The sequence below is a fragment of the Leptospira broomii serovar Hurstbridge str. 5399 genome (assembly GCF_000243715.2).
Classification (GTDB): Bacteria; Spirochaetota; Leptospiria; order Leptospirales; family Leptospiraceae; genus Leptospira_B; species Leptospira_B broomii.
The window spans coordinates 807,249-826,819 of sequence record NZ_AHMO02000008.1; the positions used below are offsets into that span (position 1 = coordinate 807,249).

The following is a 19,571-nucleotide window of genomic DNA, read 5'->3' on the forward strand; positions in this document are numbered from 1 at the left end:
TAATCTTGAAATTTCTCTGTATCCGAAAACCGATCGGAAGAGGTCGAAAAGGAGAAGGGCGTCTCAGACACCCGGGGGCAAGATGAAAACGGTAGATGAAATCCGCAAAACGCTAGAATCTACGTATATGGGCCATGAGATCGAGGAAAAACTTCCCTTAATCCAGGAAATTAATCGACTCAAAAAGGAAAAAAACGCAGTTCTCTTAGGCCATAATTATATGACTCCTGACGTTTTTCACGGCGTTTCCGATATAGTCGGCGATTCACTCTATCTGAGCAAGGCGGCGGCCGAAACAAATGCGGATATTATTGTTTTCAACGGCGTTCACTTCATGGCAGAAACCGCAAAACTTATGTCGCCCGGAAAAAAAGTACTGATAGCCGATTTGAAAGCCGGATGTTCCTTAGCGGAAAGTATCACTCGCGACGACGTGAGGAAATTAAAGGCCGCACATCCTGGAGTTCCGGTAGTTACGTACGTAAACTGCACTGCGGATGTTAAGGCGGAAACCGATATTTGCTGCACATCGGCAAACGCTGCAGATATCGTAAATTCGCTGGATTCGGATACCGTCATTTTTTTACCCGACGAATATCTAGCAGGAAACGTAAGAAACCAAACCAAAAAGAATATCATTTCCTTTCCTGGACGTTGCATGGTCCACGAGATGTATACTGCGGAGGACATTCTTTCCGTAAGAAGACAATGGCCCGGAGTCACGGTGATTTCTCATCCGGAATGCAACACGGATGTCGTCGCCGTTTCGGATTTTGCAGGCTCTACGTCTCAAATGTCGAAATTTATTAAAGATTCGGGGGCAAAGGACGTCTTCTTAGTCACCGAATGTTCTATGGGCGATAACTTGCGCTCCGAATTTCCAGATCGACAATTCGTATCTTCATGCCGAACCTGCCCTCATATGAAACGAATCACGTTGGAAAAAATACGCGATTCTTTATTGCACGAACAATACGAAATCAAGTTGGATCCAGAGGTCATAGAAAAAGGAAGAATGGCTGTACAACGAATGCTGGAGCTTAGTTATAAATAATGTTCCGAATAGGACAAGGATTAGATTTTCATAAATTAGAATTAAACTCCTCCCGTCCCTTAATACTAGGCGGAGCAACTATCGATTCGGAATACGCATTAATCGGTCACTCGGACGCAGATATCATTTTACATGCGTTATCCGATGCTATTCTGGGTGCATTAGGGTTGGGTGATATCGGGCAATATTTTCCGGACAAGGATCCTTCTCTCAAAAACATGGACTCCAAGATAATTTTAAAAAAAACCTTGGACCTAATGGGAGAAAGAAACTTCTCTCTTATAAACATAGACTGTACGATTATCGGAGAGCGCCCTAAGATTGCTCCTCACAGAGAAATAATCCAACGTACCTTATCCGGTCTATTAGGAATCCCGCAGGATTGCGTTTCGGTAAAAGCGACAACCACCGAAAAAATGGGAGCGTTAGGAAGAGTAGAAGGAATCGGCGCGACATGCGTCATACTTCTGAAGTCCAACTAGGAATCTAAACGACTACTCCACTCCATTATGATCGCATCGTCTCCGAACGCGTAATAATTTTTTCTTCTTCCGATTTCTCTGAAGCCGAAAGAAGAGTAAAGTTCTATGGCGGAGACATTAAAATTGGAAACTTCCAAAAATACCCGTTGGAAGGCGAAGCAAAGCCTATGCAATATTAACTTCGCTTCTCCTTTCCGGCGTTGAGAAGGAAGGATTCCAATCCGTAATAACTCGGCTTCCTCGCCTAAATCCAAAAAAAACATATACCCGAATTCATCTCGAAGCCAAGCTGAATAAGATTTTATATGACTTTCTATCCCATCCTTCGACCAATAAGAATCTGGAAAGCAGAGCTTCTCCAATGCAAATAAATATTCGACGTCCGTTATATTAGCTTCTCTCCAACCCGGAGAAAGAATCTTTTTTTTTCCAAATGGCAAACCGTTTTCTCCTTGCAGGCGTCAAAAATAGCAATATGAATTGACGGTCGCTTTCGGGAAGGATTTTCCCATTGCTATCGAGCAAGGCAACGGTTGATTTTTTGCGAATGGACACTTTCTTAGGAGAATCTCATTTATGAAAACCGCAGGTAAATACCTATATGCAGTTCCCTTTTTGATCTTCGGGATCTTCCACCTGATCTATGCACCGGGGATGGCGGGATTAGTACCTTCTTACATACCGTTTCAAGTCGTTTGGATTTATTTAACTGGTGTGGCAATGATAGCGGCTGCAGTAAGCATCTTCATCAATAAAAAAACGAAGCTCGCGATGACATTATTGGCGGTTTTACTCGGTTTGTATATCGTCCTAATTCATTTAGGCCCTGCAGCCGGCGGAAATCAGCAGGAAGTCGCGGCATTATTGAAAGACTTAGGATTGTTAGGTGGAGCTTTGGTGATTGCAAGTATCTCCAAAGATAACGATTAATCGGTTTGAATTTCCAGTAACGAGGGAGGGAATTGTCCCCCCTTTTTATCCTCTAAAATCGCCATTCCATTTGTTTCTGCCTTACTCACCTCACTGAATGGCGATTCCGCCGATGAAGAACCGCCGGCCCCCACCCTGGTTCGGGTGGTGGAGGAGGGCCTCGTGGGAGCGCTCGACCCTATATCATATTTGTGGAAAACACGCAAGTCATTTACGATATATCTTTCGTGTTGGAGCTCCCACAATAAGAATAACTCCATTTTGATAACGGAGCGGATTTTTAAATTCAGAAAAGAAAATTCTTCTTCATATTTTGATTTTCCATAGACCAATGCGAGGTTTACTTACACCGTATTCACTATAACCCGATGAGTATGAAAAAGATAAATTTGAACCTTCCCGCCTTATATTCGGCTCTTATCATTTTAAGCCTAGTTTCCGCGTGCAAAAATTTAAGCAAATTCGCATCGAAAAGCACGTATAAACCTCCGACTGTCGAGGATTTGGATGCCTGGAAGCGACGCTTGGCAATGGATGAAGCGGAAATCATCGAGTTGGAAAAGAAAATTCGAGAACTCGCCTCCAAGACCCGGTCAGCGGGAGCTCTGAGTTGGAAGATCGCACAAGGATATATGAAAATCGGAGATTATGATCTTGCGGCCAAATATTATAATAAAGCCCTCAAGGAAGAGTCGGAAGGAAAACGATCCGAAGTGGTTGGAGCGGATGTTCATTTCTTCGAATCCGCACTTCCTTATTTTGACAGGGCCTTGTTGCAAATGCCTGTAGATCAACAATTATTATTCGAAACGGGATTAGCTTATGCAAATGCGGCCAAAGATCGAGGTTGGGAACCGACGCGCAGACAGTCTGCAATCGAAATCTTTCAGGCTTTAACTCGACAAGATCCTCGCGATTCGCGGTTTCCGTTTCAATTAGCATTGATCTATTTCGATTCTTCCATGGTGGATTCTGCATGGGAAGGAATCAGTGCCGGGTTTCACGACCAGGAAAAAGCGTTCGTAATTTTGGATTCGATTCTAAAAAAAGAACCCCGGAACATTCCTACTAGATTCGCAAAGGCCAATTTTTTATACAGGCTCGGTCAATCCGAGGCGGCGAAGGACGAGTACTTGTACATTAAGTCTACATTAGAAAGTCTTAAAAAAGACGGATTCATTAAGGAAAACCTGGAAGAGAACGATTCTTATCGAAACGTCCAGGAAGACTTAAAAAAACTCAGTGTGCAGGAAAAATAATATTCTTCCATATTGATAAATCCTATCCCCCGAATTAAGAATGGATTTTCTCGCTTTAACTTCCCCTAAAGTTTATTCGTTCGTAATTCGCTCCCGGATTCTTTTTCTCTATTCCTCGCCTGAAGAGGTAATCGAGACGCTTATTAAAAGATTACCGATAAGCGTAAGGACGGAAGCGGAAACGGACGCAAAACTATATCGATCCTATTTAGAAAAGCTGAATGTTTTTATCGTAAGCTATTATGACCCGATTTACCCTCGCTATCTTCGGGAAATCTACGACCCTCCTCCCAATTTGTTTTGTATGGGAGATCCGTCCGTTCTAGACAGGAACCTGCTTGCAGTCGTAGGAACTCGGTCTCCGTCCCCGGTGACTCGCCTAGCTTGTAAAAATTTAACGTCTACGATATCATCGCGAGGTTACCAAGGAATCGTTTCGGGACTCGCAATCGGCGTCGATGCTTCCGCTATGGAACATGCTTTGGAAAATAATCTTTCCGTTCTCGGCGTGATGGGAACCGGACCCGACCGGGAATATCCGCACGAGAACAAAAATTTGTATCGAAAAATGAAAACCACCGAGGGAGCTCTTGTCGTAACCGAATACCCACCCGGATTTCAAATCAGAAAATATGCTTTTCCGAGAAGAAACAGAATCATCACAGGTATCAGCGATTCTTTGCTCGTTATGGAAGCGCCCGAAAAAAGCGGAGCGGTTTCTTCAGCTTTTAGTGCAGTCTCGCAGAATAGGGAAGTTTATATTTTCGATCATCCGGCTCAATTTTCCAATCAAGGCGGAAAAAAATTGTTATCGGACGGTGCGAATAAAATTCTTTTTCCACTTTTCTCCGGACGAAAAGAAAAGTTCTTTCACGCAAACGACATTTTACCTACTAATTTTCAGGACCTGCCGGCAACGCTCAGCCGTCTTGGAAAAGAGACGTTGGACGGCAATTGGATTGATTTAGGAAATGGGTTTCTAAGATCCGAAACATAGGAATCGGTACGAATGAAATCGATGTCTTCATTATTAAATAAGATTCGAACGGAGCTATCGGGTAATTCGCCTGCATGGTCGGTGGGTTTATTTAGATTTGTCTTTGGAATTCTTTTGTCCTTCCTAGCGTTGAGATATCTCGCATACGATTGGGTGGAAAAATATTTTTTGCAGCCCGAATTCCATTTCAAATATTACGGATTCTATTGGGTTCCGGTACTGCCGAGCTGGTTATTATATACTCTCTTCTGGACATTGATTCTAGCCGGAATAGGAATCTCTCTTGGGATACTCTATAGAATTTGTCTTATCATATATCTGATCGGTTTTCTTTATTTCAATTTACTAGATGTATCCACCTATTTAAACCATTATTATTTAGTCGTCCTCTTGCTTTGGATTATGATCTGGATTCCTGCGGATCGATGCCTATCAGTCTCTCACTTCTTGCAGACTTATAGAACCGGACGCTGGTCAAATCCAAAGATCCAAAATTGGTCGCTCTGGCTTTTGCGATTTCAGATAGGTTGCGTTTATTTTTTCGGCGGGCTGGCAAAGATCGTCCCGGATTGGCTTTTTCATGCCCAACCTTTAAGAATTTGGTTGATTCGGAACACCGATTTTCCGGTACTCGGAAAGTTCTTTACATATCCCATTGCCGGTTACGTTTTCAGTTATGCCGGATTATTATTCGATCTCTTCGTTCCGTTCCTTCTTTTAAAGGCGAAATTTCGTATATGGGCGTATTGTCTCGTGATTATTTTTCACGCGCTGACTTGGAAACTTTTCCCGATCGGAATGTTCCCCTGGATAATGTCGCTTTCAGCCACACTTTTCTTTTCTCCGTCCTGGCCGTTAAAGCTCAGAAACTTTCTAAAAAAAAGGGGAATCTTTCCTTACGGCGAACTAAGAAATCTTTTCCAAGAAGTGTGGCAAAAATTGCCGATTCCATTTCGCTTCAATTCGGCGGGATTTTTTCTAAAAGCGCTTCTTTACCTGGAAAAACCTGATCTCTGGGGACGTAATCTATATTATAAATTTCCAAAGTATGATCCAAAAACGATTAATAAAATAGGAACCTTGTTCTGGTCCATTTATATTCTACTGCAGATTTTTTTCCCGTTAAGGCATTTTTTATACCCTGGAAACAACCTTTGGACAGAACAAGGATTCCGATTCGCATGGCATATAATGTTGATTCAAAAAAACGGAATCGCATCTTTTCGGGTAACGAATTTAAGATCGGGAGAAGTCCACTTCGTTCTTCCCGAATCGCATCTCACCGAATTTCAAAAAACCATGATGAGCACCCAGCCGGATTTGATTCTACAATTCGCTCATTATTTGGGTGAAAAAGAGAGAAAGAAAACCGGCGACGATGTCGCTGTATACGCCGACATAACCGTTTCTTTAAACGGGGAAAAAAGTAGAACATTCATTGATCCTACAAGAGACCTTATGAAAGTTAAAGACGGGTTTTCGAATAAAGATTGGATTCTTTCGGACGAAAAATAGATCCTCTTTTTCCCGTTCAAAATTCTGGAAAAATATTCCGAAGTCAAAACTATTTAATTTGCCACACCTTTGTGTCGCACGTCATTCGACGTTTCATGAATCGCAAGCAAGCCTTCGCGTCTTTTCTTAGAAAAAAAATCTCGAACTATACTTAAGTGATACTCGATTCAAGAATGTATGTCTCTTTAAGAAAATATAATAGAAAAATAACCTATCGTTTCTATTATAAACGTATAATCCTTTTAATTTATTTTTTTGTGAAGTACTATATACCGGAAAATCGTCCGATTAAATACTACGGCGTTAATTAGGGAGAAATTAATCCGAAAAGAGAAATAGAATGTACAGCATTATCGAAAATACAAAGCGAGCAAGCTTTCCAATCCTTTTATTTTTCCTGCTCGAAGGATGCGCCGCATGGCCCTTACTTACGGGTGCCGTCGGACTAGCAGCCGGGAAAACGGGAAGCGGGCCTCTCTTTTTTTTGCCGGGGAGCGCAACTTCCCAACCGGCCACGCTGAATAGAGTCGAAATCTCTTCCCCCTACTCAAGCCTTGCTAAAACGACCACGATTCCTCTAAAAGCCACTGCGATTTATTCGGATAACACGAATGCAGATATAACCGGCGATGCAAATTGGTCGTCCGCGGATTCTTCCGTGATTCAAATGCTTTCGGGAGGAGCGGCTCAAGGAATGCGAGTCGGCTCTACCACGATAACCATCGAATACCAAGGCAAGACAGCCCAGATTCAACTTACCGTTTCTCCGGCACCGCTATCCACTTTAACGATAACTTGTACCGATCAGAATTCAAATCTTCCCAAGGGATCTTCTCGACAATGTTCTCTTACAGGAAATTTTGCGGATGGAACGACTCAGGATTTAACTCTCGATCCGAACACTACTTGGAGCATCTCGAATTCTTCCATTGCAACCGTCGATACAAATGGATTAGTACATGGAGTTACGGTCGGTTCAACTTCGATTCGCGCAGGATACCAAGGGCTTACAGCGAGTTTACCCTTATCAATCAGCCAAGCGTCCCTTGTTGCTATCTCGGTGACACCTATCAATTCCTCATTGCCGTTAGGCAAAACCCAGCAATTCACGGCCACAGGAACCTATTCGGATAATTCCACTCAGAATATAACTTCGCAAGTAACCTGGACATCCTCCGACACTTCGATTGCTCAAATCGGAAATGCGCCCGGAAACAAAGGGTTTCTTTCGACTCAAGCGCAGGGAAGTGCAACAATTACGGCGGCTCTGGGATCTATCAACAATCAAACTCAGATTACAGTTACTGCGGCCCTATTGGAGAGTATTTCGATTACCCCTGCAAATCCTTCTATCGCTAAAGGTCGTACCCTCAACCTCGTAGCTACAGGGATATTCACGGATGGTAGTAGTTCCACGATTACCACACAGGTGACCTGGTCGAGCGACAACGCTGGCTTCGTCTCCGTAGATAACGGCGCCGGACTCGAAGGACGCGCAACCGCGGTGAATGTCGGAACAGCTAACGTAACTGCTGCAATCGGTGGAATTTCTTCAACAGTATCTTTCCAGGTAACCGCGGCAGTTTTGACTTCCATTCAAGTAACACCCGACGACTCGTCGATTCCGAGAGGAACTTCGACAACCGTTCTTGCATCGGGAATTTACTCGGACGGCACTTCTCAAAATATCAGCGACCAGGTTTCCTGGATGACTTCTAATACGTCCACACTTCAATTAGGATCGTTAAACGGCGTTCCGAAAAAAGGAGTTCTTTCCCCAAATACTGGAAGTTTCGGCTCCGCGCGAATTACCGCAACGTTAGGTAGTATCAGCGGATACGCGGATATTACGGTTACTTCCGCAAGGTTAATCTCGATTCAAGTTGACCCGACAACTCCTAGTGTCGCCAAGGGATTGACGAAAAACTTTACGGCAACCGGTACCTACACCGATGCTACGACTCAGGACCTTACCACTCAGGTTACTTGGGCTTCTTCGAGTACAGGTATTGCAGTAATCAGCAACGCGTCGGGCGCCCAAGGAACGGCTACGGGGCTATCGATCGGAACTTCTAATATCACGGCTATTCTCGGATCCGTAACTTCTCCGGTAAACACATTGACCGTCACAGCGGCAACCTTGCGAAGCATCACGATCACTCCTTCCCTACCGAGTATACCTAAAGGAAGAAGTCAGAATTTAATCGCGACCGGAACTTATTCCGACGGAAGCACTTCCGATCTTACGACCCAAGCGACTTGGACGAGCTCGGATTCTTCGATCGCAGTAGTTGACAACACTAGCGGAAATCAAGGTAAGACTTCGGGTATTTCACAAGGCAGCGTTTCAATCGGCGCCGCTATCGGTTCCATTTCGGGTGCAGTCACATTCACTGTGACGAGCGCCATATTAGATTCGATCCAAGTTTCCATCGACGATTCTTCGATCGCAAAAGGAACTTCCACCCGAGCGGAAGCGGTAGGAATTTACTCCGACGGAACTCATTCGAACGTAAGCGACCAAGTCGTTTGGACTTCTTCTCAAACCTCGATCATTCAACTCGGTATTCTCTTATCAGGACCTAAAAAGCAACTGAACTCTCCAAGTAGCGGTAGCCAAGGATCTTCGAGAATCACGGCGACTTTAAATTCCATTAGCGGATACGCGGATCTTTCCGTCACTGCACCGCGTTTAGTCTCGATTCAAGTGGATCCGACCAATCCGACGGTAGCGGACGGCTTGACTAAGAATTTCACCGCCACCGGAACCTATACGGACCGATCGGTACAAGATCTAACGTCGCAAGTTACTTGGATTTCATCAAACACAAACGTCGCGACGATCAGTAACGTCTCCGGCGCCCAAGGGACTGCAACTACCTTACAAACTGGAACTTCGAATATTACCGCCCAATCAGGATCCGTCGTATCACCGGTTAGCGTACTTACAGTCGGAGCCGCGACTTTAGTTAGCATTACGATCGCTCCTTCTCCGACATTAAGTATTTCTAAAGGATTAACTCGGAATTTTACCGCAACCGGGCATTACTCGGATAACTCGACTCAGGATATAACGACTCAAGTAACCTGGTCCTCTTTTGATCAAACAAAAGCGACTGTAAGTAATGCAGCCGGAACTCAGGGAACATTAACCGCATTATTGGAAGGGAGCACACAAATTTCCGCCACTCTAAATTCGATCCAAAGTTCCGATACGGCAGTCACCGTAACTGCCGCAGTACTTCAATCGATTCAAGTTACGCCTGCAAACTCGAATCTTCCTAAAGGAAATACGACCGGATTTACCGCAAACGGCGTGTATTCGGATGGAACGACATTGGATATGACAACTCAAGTCACTTGGAGTTCATCCAATACCGCCTCCGTAACAATTAGCAATGGGAACGGGAAACAAGGGACGGCAACTGCTGTGGCTATAGGATCGGCGACAATTTCAGCCCAATCCGGATCCGTAACTGGATCAACCACATTAACTGTAACCGCGGCAGTATTAGTTTCCATATCGGTTGCTCCGAACGGTTCATCGGTTTATACCGGAAACACGAAGAATTTTACCGCAACCGGAACCTATTCCGACTCAAGCACACAGGATTTAACCTCTCAAGCGGTTTGGGCTTCATCCGACACTAGTAAAGCCACGATCAGCAATGCTAACGGAACCCAAGGTCAAGTTACCGGGGTAGCTGCAGGAACAGTAACGATATCTGCGACGTTCGGAAGCGTTAGCGGAAATACCTCTTTGACCGTTGTATATCTGGATACGACACCGCCGACTGTATTAAATACAGTATCTCTCGGCCCGACGACGGTACGAGTCACGTACTCGGAATCGGTGAATGCGGCTCAAGCTACGACTGCTTCCAATTATAAACTCGCATTGACCTCTTCGGTCAGCGGATCTTGTTCTGACAATAGTAATTTCTCTTCGAGTTCTGCGCTCGGTATTTCATCGGTAACCGGAACCGGATCCATATTTACGATTACATTGTCTAGCTCTCAGGTTTCCGGAACAAGTTATACGTTGATTGTAAACAAATCGGGAGTTCAAGATTTATCGGCGATTCCGAATTCGCTCGCATGTCCGAATTACGGGGATTTTATAGGACAGGAGCAACTCAAAGTTAGCTCTGCTACTTGCGCTTCAACCTCGTCAGTCGTTCTCAATTTTTCCAAGCCGGTACTTTCCGGAAACAATTCTTCGGGGTCCGCGGAATGTAGTAACAGTACGGAATGTGCCAATCGCTATAAATTCGTCGGAACGACTGATCTGGGATCGATTTCTTCCGCGAAAATTCTAGATGGAACTGTATGTAACGGAACTCCCGCAGACGCCGCAAAAGTTTGCATTACCCACGCCCTACTCCAAACCGGAGCTCAATATACGATCATATCGGCCAATGCTGTCGACGGGGATGGATTCGATAATAGTAGTTGGGGATCCGTGCGCGACGCGGGAAATTCCGAAAACGTCCAAGCCTCTCCGAGGGACAGGGCCACCTTTTCAGGTTGCGGAACGTCTCCTGTGAATTTTTCGGACGGTCCGGTATCGGTAGACCCGAACGGATCCACGTTCGGTTATCTAGCCGACTTTAATAGCAAGATTTACACCGGACCGAACAACGGTGGAAACGGTGCACTGAGATTTGCGTATGACGGCTCGGTTCCGGAATCGGTTCAATTTACGTTCACGCAAGATACGATTGTCCAAAACACAGGCTCGGGAGACAATCCAAGGACCAGTACGAATTCCGCAACAAGTCGAGAAAATAGCATAGCAGTTCCTCCTTACGTTACCTTGGGACATTCGGGATGTACTGCCAATGACGCGACTCTTACAAACGGATGCGGGCCGGATAATGAGAGTGGTCGCGGGGTATTTACGACCGGCACTTTGAGCGGGTCGTCTTACATATTCATTGCTGCAGCGAGAACCACTCCCGACGGTAGCGGAAACTATTATTTCGATTACTTATACTACTCTTCGGATACTTCCTCAAACCTAGGATTCAAATACATCGATATGTCGACGATTACGGGAACCGTGACTGCCGGCACTTCCGCAATTACGGTTCAAAACGATCGAGTCTTTCCGGGGTTTGCAAAACCGAATTATAATGGAACTTCGGGATTTAATGCACCTGATTTCGGTTTTATAAGTTTTAATTCCGCCGATTCCGGTACCGGTAATTGTACGGCAGGTTCCAATTGTGACGCCTACGATGGAAGCAAGGGTAGAAGGATCCGAATTGATTACATGCCGTATTTTGGCGGGGCCTCCAGTTCCGGAGGAAATAATGCCAGCCCGAACTGGGCCTATTATGTAGGGGTCGATTCTCTCTTCGTGTTTAATAACCGAATTTATGCTGCAAACGGCGGCCTACATGCGGTCGGCCATAACGGATCCATAATACGTTCTAATACCGCGGATCCTACAACTGCCTGCTCCTCGCATGATACATGCGCGAACTGGACTGAAATCGGACCAAGAGCAAATAGCAAATGGCATAATAGCGCCACCAATAATTGGTTCTCTCTGGAACTCGTCAAATTCTACGATCTGATTCCGGCCGATCGTGCATTTGCGCAGTTCGCCGAATTTAACGGAAATTTATATGTGACACGTACCCTTTGCGTCCAGGGAACTCAAGCTACGGATTTTAGAACCGGTGCAGGAACGGTCGCAGGATGTACCGATGGAACGGATACGAATCGAAGAGCACAGCTCTGGAAATGCGATCCTACGATAACTGGGAGTGCGACCGACTGTGATTCCGGGGATTGGAGCGTCGTTGCGGACGATGGAACAGGTCTCACGAATTTCGGAGATTCTACGAACCGCACAATCACCATGGTAGCTAAAAACGGTTCTTACTTATACGTAGGGTTCGATAACCCATCGGGAGCTCGAATTTATCGGACTAATACCACAAGCCCAGGTAGCTCCTCCTCATCCTGGACTCAAGTGGCCGGAAATGGATTAACGGATTCTACGAATGTCCAACAGATATTCTCCGCCGTTTCCGTCCCTGTCGGAGGTTTGAATTACTTGTATCTGAGCGTCGGTAAAAACAATACTCCGGTCCGAGTTTATAGGCAACAGAACCAATGAGAATCCAATCGCACAAAATATTCGGCTTCATATGGCTACTAATTCTACTCCTGGGATCTTGCAGACATGCGATGGTGGTTTATCCCCCGATGACTCCGGAAGCTTGTCGCACTTCGATTACCTCGCGGGAATGTAAGAAAGCTCTCGAACTCCGAAATGCCGATCAGAACCAAACAAGCGAGAAACATAGGATTGTACAAGATTATTACTTTTTCGGAATCTATCCGGGCGCACGGGTTCTTGACACGGCAAAATTTTGTCCTAAAGGTCCCAAATTGGTCCATCAATATACGAGTTTTTGGAACGGGGTTTGGGAGCAGCTAAGCTTTACCGTATATTCACCTCAGACAGTGGAGATAGAATGTTATCTTTAAAATACTTTCTCTGTTTATTCACCGCAGCGGTGCTTCTTTTTAATTGCCATTCAACGATCCTGGTGCATAAGGAAGCGGACTCCCCTCCGGCCTCTTTGGCGAAGGACGCACCTGACCGGAAATTTCGCCAAGCGAGCTTTTTATTTGGAATTTACCCTTCTGGATCTGCGGCGGAAGTGTCTTGCACAAACTCGCATCCGGAAGTCCGACTGGTGACCGGATTTCTGGATTCCGTCATTCATTTTTTGATCGGACCTTTTTACACTACCAAGACCGTCGAAGTGCGCTGTAAAAAATAACAGTGTCCTCTGTAGCATTTCTAACTTCGAGCAGCTTCAGTCCTCTGACCTCTGTCTTCTGCACGTGAGGAGTTCACGGGGGACCCTGAGTTCGGAGAGCCGACTTCACTTAATAAACCCTGTCCTCAGTCTTCTGAAAGAGTTCCACAAGGACGGGACCCGGAGAGTAGAATTTACTTAAAAAACCCCGCCCTGTGGGTGGGGGCCGGAGCGAAGCGGTGGAAAAATTCCTCTACCGCAAAACGATTCCCCCGACAACAATTTTTTCAAAATGAATTTGGTAGGAGCTCCTGCAGAGCCGTGAGCCCGGAGATCTGTCCTTTGCGAGTGGGCGCAATATTTTATACATGGAATCGATTTGACTTAAGGCAGCAATCCCTCTACCTTCTAACCCCTCGAATAGTACTGGCATAACTGTTCGAATTCTATTTTAATAGAAAGCCATGCCACCCTGGGCTTTCGAATACCTGATTCTCCCGCTTTGCATCTATTTTGCCCGCGTCACTGATGTAAGTATCGGAACTGTGAGAATCATATTAATTTCCCGAGAAAAGAAGGTTTTAGCGGCTTTCCTCGGTTTTGTAGAAGTTCTCCTTTGGCTCATCGTGATAACTCAAATCATACGGAATCTCAGCAATGCGTTCTGCTATATTGCATATGCGGGAGGATTTGCCACCGGGACGTATTTAGGGATGGTGGTAGAGGAAAAACTGGCGATTGGACATTCCCTACTCCGGATCATCGTTACCGGAAAAGGGGAAAAAATCGTGGAAAAACTCACCGAATCCGGCTTTAGAACCACCAGACTGGATGCACAGGGAGCCAGGGGACCTGTAACCGTGATTCTCTCTTTCTTACGTAGAAAAGAGGTTCCTTTTGTTTTAGAGATCTTAAGACAAACTGCCCCTGGAGCCTTTTACACGCTCGAGAATGCACGTAAGACCAGCGATCCAGGGATTTGGAAGGAAGAGCCAGGAGGAGAATTTTTAGCCAGCCTCCTTTGGCGAAGGCAATCCAGAATTAGAAAGTAAAATGCCCGGGAGGGAACTATACCCGGGCAAAGCGCCAAACCGGTTATGCCGGAACTTTTACCAGGAACTTTTTAATTTCTTTGTGCATGAATGCCGGGAAGTTCAGATGATACTCCGGCAGAAGTAATTTCCAGTCGTCCTTGCGAATGAATTTTCTGCAAGCTGCGGCTCCACAGCGACATTCGAAGGTCTGGTCAAAGTTCACGACGAAATTAGCATAGTCGATGGTAAGCTCTTCTCCCGGTCTAATATCCCGCTTAGCAATGATATTGTCGTTCTGATCATACCACATATTCGGGTCACAAGAATGGTTCATGAAGTTGGAATGGTTAATGACGAACTGGGGTCCGGTAGGACCGGTTACGAGGCCAAAGTCTACATCATATCCGTATTTCATGAAGATTTCCTTCTCAGATTCGGGTAAGTCTTCCGCTTCGGTAACGGTCAGTACTTTCCAGCCGAACTCTTCGTCCTCGATCCACTCGCTATAGCTAAAAAGGAGAGTCCCTGAGGCTATAGGTGACGAGGCGAAAATTCCGTTCTCCCCGAATTTGTTCGTGCGTCTTTCGATCATGCAAGATCAACCTGCTCTTCCCCCGGAAGGGGGCAAAATTTTAATCAGTCAAGACCGGGATCGAAAAAAGTTCAATTAAAAATATGAAATACCCCCCACCTAGAACCGGAAAAAGAGATTTCTTCTTTTTTGAGATGGGATGCGACGCTCAGAGTCGCTTCCCAAAAAAAATAAAGGCCCTGAAGGAACGGAAAAGTTCCGGATGATCCGACCGAATCGGGACTATAGTCCGTCTTCGGACCCGAAAATAAAATTGTTAACGGAAGAAAGAGCTAGATGATGTGTCTTTGGCTCTCAAGGCACGCAAAAATAATCAGCAAGATTTAAATAGGAGTATATGTGTCAAGCTCCGGCCCGCCGAATTTCAAGGAACGCTCTTCTCTTTTCGACTCGGAAACCCTCACTCTAAGCGGAGTGAGGAAAGAACCTCACCGGTCCACTCGATTGGCGAAGAAAAATTCTCTTCCCTTTTCAGAAGGCGAAGTTTTCCGAACCCGACTTCGGCAACAAGGGAAGATAACTCGAACAAGGAGGTACGTCCGCTCGCCTCCGCAAGATGGGAGGGATCTCTTCCGAACTCGATAAAACAAGTGAGCGGAAAGGAATTTTCCCAATCTTTTTCCAAACCTTCCAATTGATCGGAAAAATCTTTGCCCCTACTATCCGACTTCAATCGAGTAGCATTCAAAAATACCGGCAAAACTCTAGGAACCGTTTGTCCCAATTTCCCTTTCTTCACTTCCTTACAAAATGCTTCGGCTTGTGCCAACGACTCGGCAAACCCCAGCAAGATCGGGACGGACGGTCGCGAGAATTCGGAGAGAAGCTTTCCCAATTTTAACCCGTCCTCCAGACTCAGACTTCCCTTAGGCAGAATTAAAACCGGTTGCACATTTCTTTCCACGAGGCGAGTGAGCCACCTCAGCAGGAACAAGGGTCGTCTTTTATCGAACGAGAATAAGGTAAGTAGCATGGCTCGAACCTCTTCTACCAATACCTACTTTTCCGTATAGTATTTTCCCTCGTTTACGAACAAAAACCGAGAGGCTTCTTCCTACCGTTTTTTGTTCGAACGAATGCTCATTAAAACGGAAAGCTACTTTGTCCTATCGGGTATGCTCGGCCCTAAACCGCGATTCTCTCGTTATTTAGGACTACCGAGGAATAGGGAAAATAGACGATTAATATTACAATTTATTAATATACATTATCAACCTACCTCCAACATTCGGTTAGAATTTACCGCTGCAGTAAAAACGGAGCATTTGCTATGTCTCATACTCACTCGTTTAAGTGAGTAAATACATAAAAATTGAAAAATGCTTGAAGCGTATCCGCACGCTCTTAGATTTCGAACTTAACTTTTCCACATTGCTACCGGGAGGTGAGAAGTTCTATGAGCGCGAAACGGCTTGTAACGAAACCTGATCATCAAAAAATCCTTTCCACTTTAGAGAGTCCGGAGCTTCCTCACCCAGTCCCTCCTTACTTCATTCAAAGTTTAAAAAAAGAACTCTCCAAGGCCAAAAAGCTGGATCCTAGGGAGATCCCCCAAGATTTGATTACGATGAATTCGAAATTCGTTCTTCGGGATTTAGGGAATGCCGAGGCCTTTCAATTTACCCTGGTCTATCCCGAAGATTCGGGAGATCATACGCCCACTAACGGAAAAATCTCCGTACTTTCCCCTTATGGTAGCGCCGTTTTAGGCGCGAGAGTTGGGGAAGTCGTTCGCTGGTTGATCGACGGAAATGAAAAATATCTGAGAGTTCAGGAACTACTTTTTCAACCACAATAATCGCCTGCCGTCCTGTAGGAATTCGACTCGAAGCGGACGTAAACCATATCGAGTCTTCGATAAAATCGCACTAGTTATGATTTTGTCAGAGCTGATCCAGTTCTATTTCGTAAAATCCGCCTAATTCTTTCCTGAGAAGCGTCCGGTATTCTACTTCTTTCAGATTCCCCGTACCGAGGTCGTACACCCAACCGTGAATTCGAGGGAAGCCGTACTTCTTCAAAGCCGATTGGACTAGACTTGTCTTATACAGATTGATCACTTGTTCCGCGACATTCAATTCGATTAGCTTTCGTTCCCGCTCCTTTTCTCCTAGGGCGTCCAGCTCATAGCGATGTTTTAAATAAATGTCTTTGATATGAGTGATCCAATTATCGATAAGTCCCGTAGATCGACCCGTCAATGCGGCCTTTATGCCGCCACATTCGTAATGCCCGCAAACGATAATATGTTTTATGTTTAAGACTTCGATCGCGTACTGCACTACGCTAAATAAGCTAATATCGTCCACCGAAACTATATTAGCGATGTTGCGAGTAGTAAAAATCATTCCAGGATCGGTTTTGGTGATAACGTCGATCGGAACCCTCGAATCGCTACATCCGATAAAAAGAATTTGCGGTGTTTGTCCTTCTGCCAGTTTAGAAAAGAACATAGGGTCCTGATCAGTCCTTTCCTTGGCCCAATCTCGATTATTGTTCAGAAGCTTACGATAAGAGCGATCCATTTCTTCCTTAAGGTCCTGTATATCATTGTTCATATTCGGAATGCCTCCTAGAATCACTGAAATATTCTTACGCGCTGCCCGATTCCGAAATTCATGAATTAGTTCCGTAACGTCTTGGTCTATGTGTAAGGTGCGACTTCCGTCGATTTCCAACGTAATGCCTACCGGTTGCTGCTCTAATATTTCCCGGATCCTCGCCTTATGGAAAAATCCTAAATTTTCTCCCAATACGATTCTTCTGAATTTTCCATGATCCTCGATCCTAATCACGACGGTCCGGTGGTCTTCGTACAGGACGAAAACCAAGGAAAGGATAATCCCACAAAACGTTCCAATAAGGAGATCGCTGAATAAGGTAATGATTACCGTTCCTAAAAAAGGTAACCATTGAGAAATTCTACGAGAGAGGATCGTTCGAAAAATTTTTGGCTTCGCTAATTTGATTCCTATCACCACTAAAATGGCTGCAAGGGAAGCCAAAGGAATCCGATTCATCAGAGTAGGAAGTAGCAATATGCTGAGCGCGATTAACACACCGTGCAAAATAACCGATACTTTGGATTTAGCCCCCGAAGCGATATTTACCGAACCCCGAACGATCACGCTAGTCAACGGAATCCCGCCTATCAATCCGCACGCGATGTTTCCTACGCCTTGTGCTAGTAGTTCCCTGGACATAGGTGTCTTTCTCCCTTCTTCATCCAAGCGATCGATAATTTCGACGCAAAGCAAGGATTCAACGGAAGCGACTAAGGCGATCAGCAGCCCCAAACTCCAAACACTTGGATTTCTCCATGCAGAAAAATTCGGATACGTGAGTTGGCCGAATAAGTCGGAAGGATTTTTTAAGATCGGGAGCTGAACCAAATGATCTCTTCCTAACGCAAATTCCGGATTAAATCCTTCCAAACATACGTTCAACAATACACCGGTTCCGATAGCGATCAAAGAAGCAGGTAGAAATCGAAACTTCTCGGCAATTTTTTTCTCCCAGATAACGTAAGCGACCAAGGAAAGAAAACCTATAACGAATACATTGCTTCGAAAATTTAGGAAAGAATGTAGTAAGACGGTAAACGTATTTTTTTCGATAGGTTCATGGCTATCTTGGTAAGTTTCATTAATATCCTGCTTCGTAAGATCGAATTCTTCCACTCCGAATTCTTCGATATCATAACCCATTAAGTGAGGAAATTGCTTAATGATAAGAATAATCCCGATCGCCACGAGCATTCCGGTAACTACCGCAGAGGGAAAGTAAGCGGCGAGTTTTCCGGACCGCAATATTCCTAAAATAATTTGGATTCCACCGGCGATAAGAAGGGATAATAAAAACGTTTCGAAATTTCCTAAATCACTGATTCCTGATAAAACAATCCCTGTCAAACTTGCCGTTGGTCCCGAAACGCTAAAAGAAGAACGACTTAAACTACCGACAATGATTCCGCCAATAAAACCGCTGATGATTCCTGCAAAGAGAGGAGCTCCTGAAGCGTGGGCAATCCCCAAACAAAGCGGAATTGCAACTATAAATACCGCCAGCCCGGCGAGAGCATCAAAGAGAATATTCTTTCGAAATGTATCTATTTTGGATCGCATCGTTTAGAAGTTCTAAAAAAAATCGGAATTATAATTCCGTAAACGCGTTCAAGTGTAACGAACAACGAGTGCGCTACGAATCCTTAAATGAGTGCTAATTATCTTAACGCTTTGTAAAAAGCCAGGATTTTTTAGGCATTCGAACACCGAGGTTAATCTATGAAATTTCGAATCATTCGAATAATATTACGTTTATATTTGTTCTTAATATTACCGTTAGTCCTCATTCCTGGAGAATTCCATGCAAAAGAAGACGCTAGATTCGAGACGGCGATTTTTGCAGGAGGTTGTTTTTGGTGTATGGAAGGTCCGTTTGAAAAACTTCCCGGAGTAATTTCAGTCGTCTCGGGATATTCGGGCGGGAAGGAGAAAAATCCTACATATGAAGATGTGGGATACGGCAGGACAGGTCACCGAGAATCGGTATTAGTCACTTACGATCCTAAAAAAATAAAATACGAGACCCTACTGGATACGTTTTGGAAACAAATCGATCCGACGGACAACGGCGGCCAGTTCGCCGATAGAGGAAACCAATATCGGACGGCAATATTCTATAAAAATGATATTCAAAAAAAATTAGCAGCTGCATCGAAGCAGGCCTTGATCTCATCCGGAAAATTTTCCAAGCCGATCACGGTGGAATTATTACCGGTCGGAGAATTTTATGCCGCCGAAGAATATCACCAGGATTATTATAAAAAGAATCCGGAACATTATAAAGCCTACCGAAGGGGATCGGGCCGAGAGGAATACCTTAAGAAAACCTGGGGTCAAAACGGATCCTAAGCCATCGATGAAA

The 19,571-nt window shown here is 44.9% G+C and carries 16 protein-coding genes; 12 read left to right on the top strand and 4 right to left on the bottom strand.

The window, feature by feature from the left end; genetic code table 11:
- The first annotated feature begins 82 nt into the window (after positions 1-82).
- Both nadA and ispF read left to right on the top strand, forming a co-directional pair.
- Entirely contained in the window at positions 83-1,054 is a 972-nt protein-coding gene (gene nadA / locus LEP1GSC050_RS09260; RefSeq protein WP_010570940.1) for a quinolinate synthase NadA, read from the top strand.
- The gene (gene ispF / locus LEP1GSC050_RS09265) at positions 1,054-1,536 is read left to right on the top strand and encodes a 2-C-methyl-D-erythritol 2,4-cyclodiphosphate synthase (RefSeq protein ID WP_010570941.1); all 483 of its coding nucleotides are present in this window, start codon (positions 1,054-1,056) and stop codon (positions 1,534-1,536) included. Before nadA ends, ispF begins: the two co-directional genes overlap by 1 nt.
- Here the strand turns inward: ispF and LEP1GSC050_RS09270 are convergent.
- Entirely contained in the window at positions 1,533-1,976 is a 444-nt protein-coding gene (locus LEP1GSC050_RS09270; RefSeq protein ID WP_010570942.1) for a GNAT family N-acetyltransferase, read from the bottom strand. The two genes, ispF and LEP1GSC050_RS09270, sit on opposite strands and share 4 nt — an antisense overlap.
- 136 nt (positions 1,977-2,112) lie before the next feature.
- Between LEP1GSC050_RS09270 and LEP1GSC050_RS09275 the strand changes: the two genes are divergently transcribed.
- From LEP1GSC050_RS09275 to LEP1GSC050_RS09320, 8 genes are all read left to right on the top strand, one after another.
- Complete coding sequence (locus LEP1GSC050_RS09275) at positions 2,113-2,466, top strand: hypothetical protein (protein ID WP_010570943.1); 354 nt, start codon at positions 2,113-2,115, stop codon at positions 2,464-2,466.
- Positions 2,467-2,840: 374 nt separating this feature from the next.
- Positions 2,841-3,725 (top strand): tetratricopeptide repeat protein, encoded by an 885-nt coding sequence (locus LEP1GSC050_RS09285; protein ID WP_010570945.1) that lies wholly within the window; start codon positions 2,841-2,843, stop codon positions 3,723-3,725.
- 40 nt (positions 3,726-3,765) lie between these two features.
- Positions 3,766-4,722, top strand: coding sequence for a DNA-processing protein DprA (gene dprA / locus LEP1GSC050_RS09290; protein ID WP_010570946.1), 957 nt, complete (start codon positions 3,766-3,768; stop codon positions 4,720-4,722).
- 12 nt (positions 4,723-4,734) lie between these two features.
- Positions 4,735-6,237 carry an HTTM domain-containing protein gene (locus LEP1GSC050_RS09295; RefSeq protein ID WP_010570947.1) on the top strand — a complete coding sequence of 501 codons (1,503 nt, stop codon included), beginning with the start codon at positions 4,735-4,737 and terminating at the stop codon, positions 6,235-6,237.
- Positions 6,238-6,577: 340 nt separating this feature from the next.
- A complete protein-coding gene (locus LEP1GSC050_RS09305; RefSeq protein ID WP_010570948.1) occupies positions 6,578-12,367 on the top strand; it encodes a beta strand repeat-containing protein in 5,790 nt (1,929 codons plus the stop codon).
- The gene (locus tag LEP1GSC050_RS09310; RefSeq protein WP_010570949.1) at positions 12,364-12,741 is read left to right on the top strand and encodes a Bor/Iss family lipoprotein; all 378 of its coding nucleotides are present in this window, start codon (positions 12,364-12,366) and stop codon (positions 12,739-12,741) included. The genes LEP1GSC050_RS09305 and LEP1GSC050_RS09310 overlap by 4 nt, the downstream gene beginning before the upstream one ends.
- Positions 12,729-13,040 carry an LIC_10461 domain-containing protein gene (locus tag LEP1GSC050_RS09315; protein ID WP_010570950.1) on the top strand — a complete coding sequence of 104 codons (312 nt, stop codon included), beginning with the start codon at positions 12,729-12,731 and terminating at the stop codon, positions 13,038-13,040. Before LEP1GSC050_RS09310 ends, LEP1GSC050_RS09315 begins: the two co-directional genes overlap by 13 nt.
- A 443-nt stretch (positions 13,041-13,483) precedes the next feature.
- The gene (locus LEP1GSC050_RS09320; protein WP_010570951.1) at positions 13,484-14,071 is read left to right on the top strand and encodes a DUF2179 domain-containing protein; all 588 of its coding nucleotides are present in this window, start codon (positions 13,484-13,486) and stop codon (positions 14,069-14,071) included.
- Between the two features lie 43 nt (positions 14,072-14,114).
- On the opposite strand, the gene LEP1GSC050_RS09325 is transcribed toward LEP1GSC050_RS09320, so the two are convergent.
- Positions 14,115-14,645 carry an SET domain-containing protein gene (locus LEP1GSC050_RS09325; RefSeq protein ID WP_010570952.1) on the bottom strand — a complete coding sequence of 177 codons (531 nt, stop codon included), beginning with the start codon at positions 14,643-14,645 and terminating at the stop codon, positions 14,115-14,117.
- Positions 14,646-15,045: 400 nt separating this feature from the next.
- The gene (locus LEP1GSC050_RS09330; RefSeq protein WP_010570953.1) at positions 15,046-15,639 is read right to left on the bottom strand and encodes a hypothetical protein; all 594 of its coding nucleotides are present in this window, start codon (positions 15,637-15,639) and stop codon (positions 15,046-15,048) included.
- A 402-nt stretch (positions 15,640-16,041) separates the two neighbouring features.
- Here LEP1GSC050_RS09330 and LEP1GSC050_RS09335 point away from each other — a divergent pair, with 402 nt between their 5' ends.
- Positions 16,042-16,443 carry a GreA/GreB family elongation factor gene (locus tag LEP1GSC050_RS09335; RefSeq protein ID WP_010570954.1) on the top strand — a complete coding sequence of 134 codons (402 nt, stop codon included), beginning with the start codon at positions 16,042-16,044 and terminating at the stop codon, positions 16,441-16,443.
- An 85-nt stretch (positions 16,444-16,528) separates the two neighbouring features.
- Here LEP1GSC050_RS09335 and LEP1GSC050_RS09340 read toward each other — a convergent pair whose 3' ends face one another.
- Entirely contained in the window at positions 16,529-18,769 is a 2,241-nt protein-coding gene (locus LEP1GSC050_RS09340) for a SulP family inorganic anion transporter (RefSeq protein WP_010570955.1), read from the bottom strand.
- 159 nt (positions 18,770-18,928) lie between these two features.
- Between LEP1GSC050_RS09340 and msrA the strand changes: the two genes are divergently transcribed.
- Positions 18,929-19,558 (top strand): peptide-methionine (S)-S-oxide reductase MsrA, encoded by a 630-nt coding sequence (msrA, locus tag LEP1GSC050_RS09345; protein WP_010570956.1) that lies wholly within the window; start codon positions 18,929-18,931, stop codon positions 19,556-19,558.
- Positions 19,559-19,571: the final 13 nt, after the last annotated feature.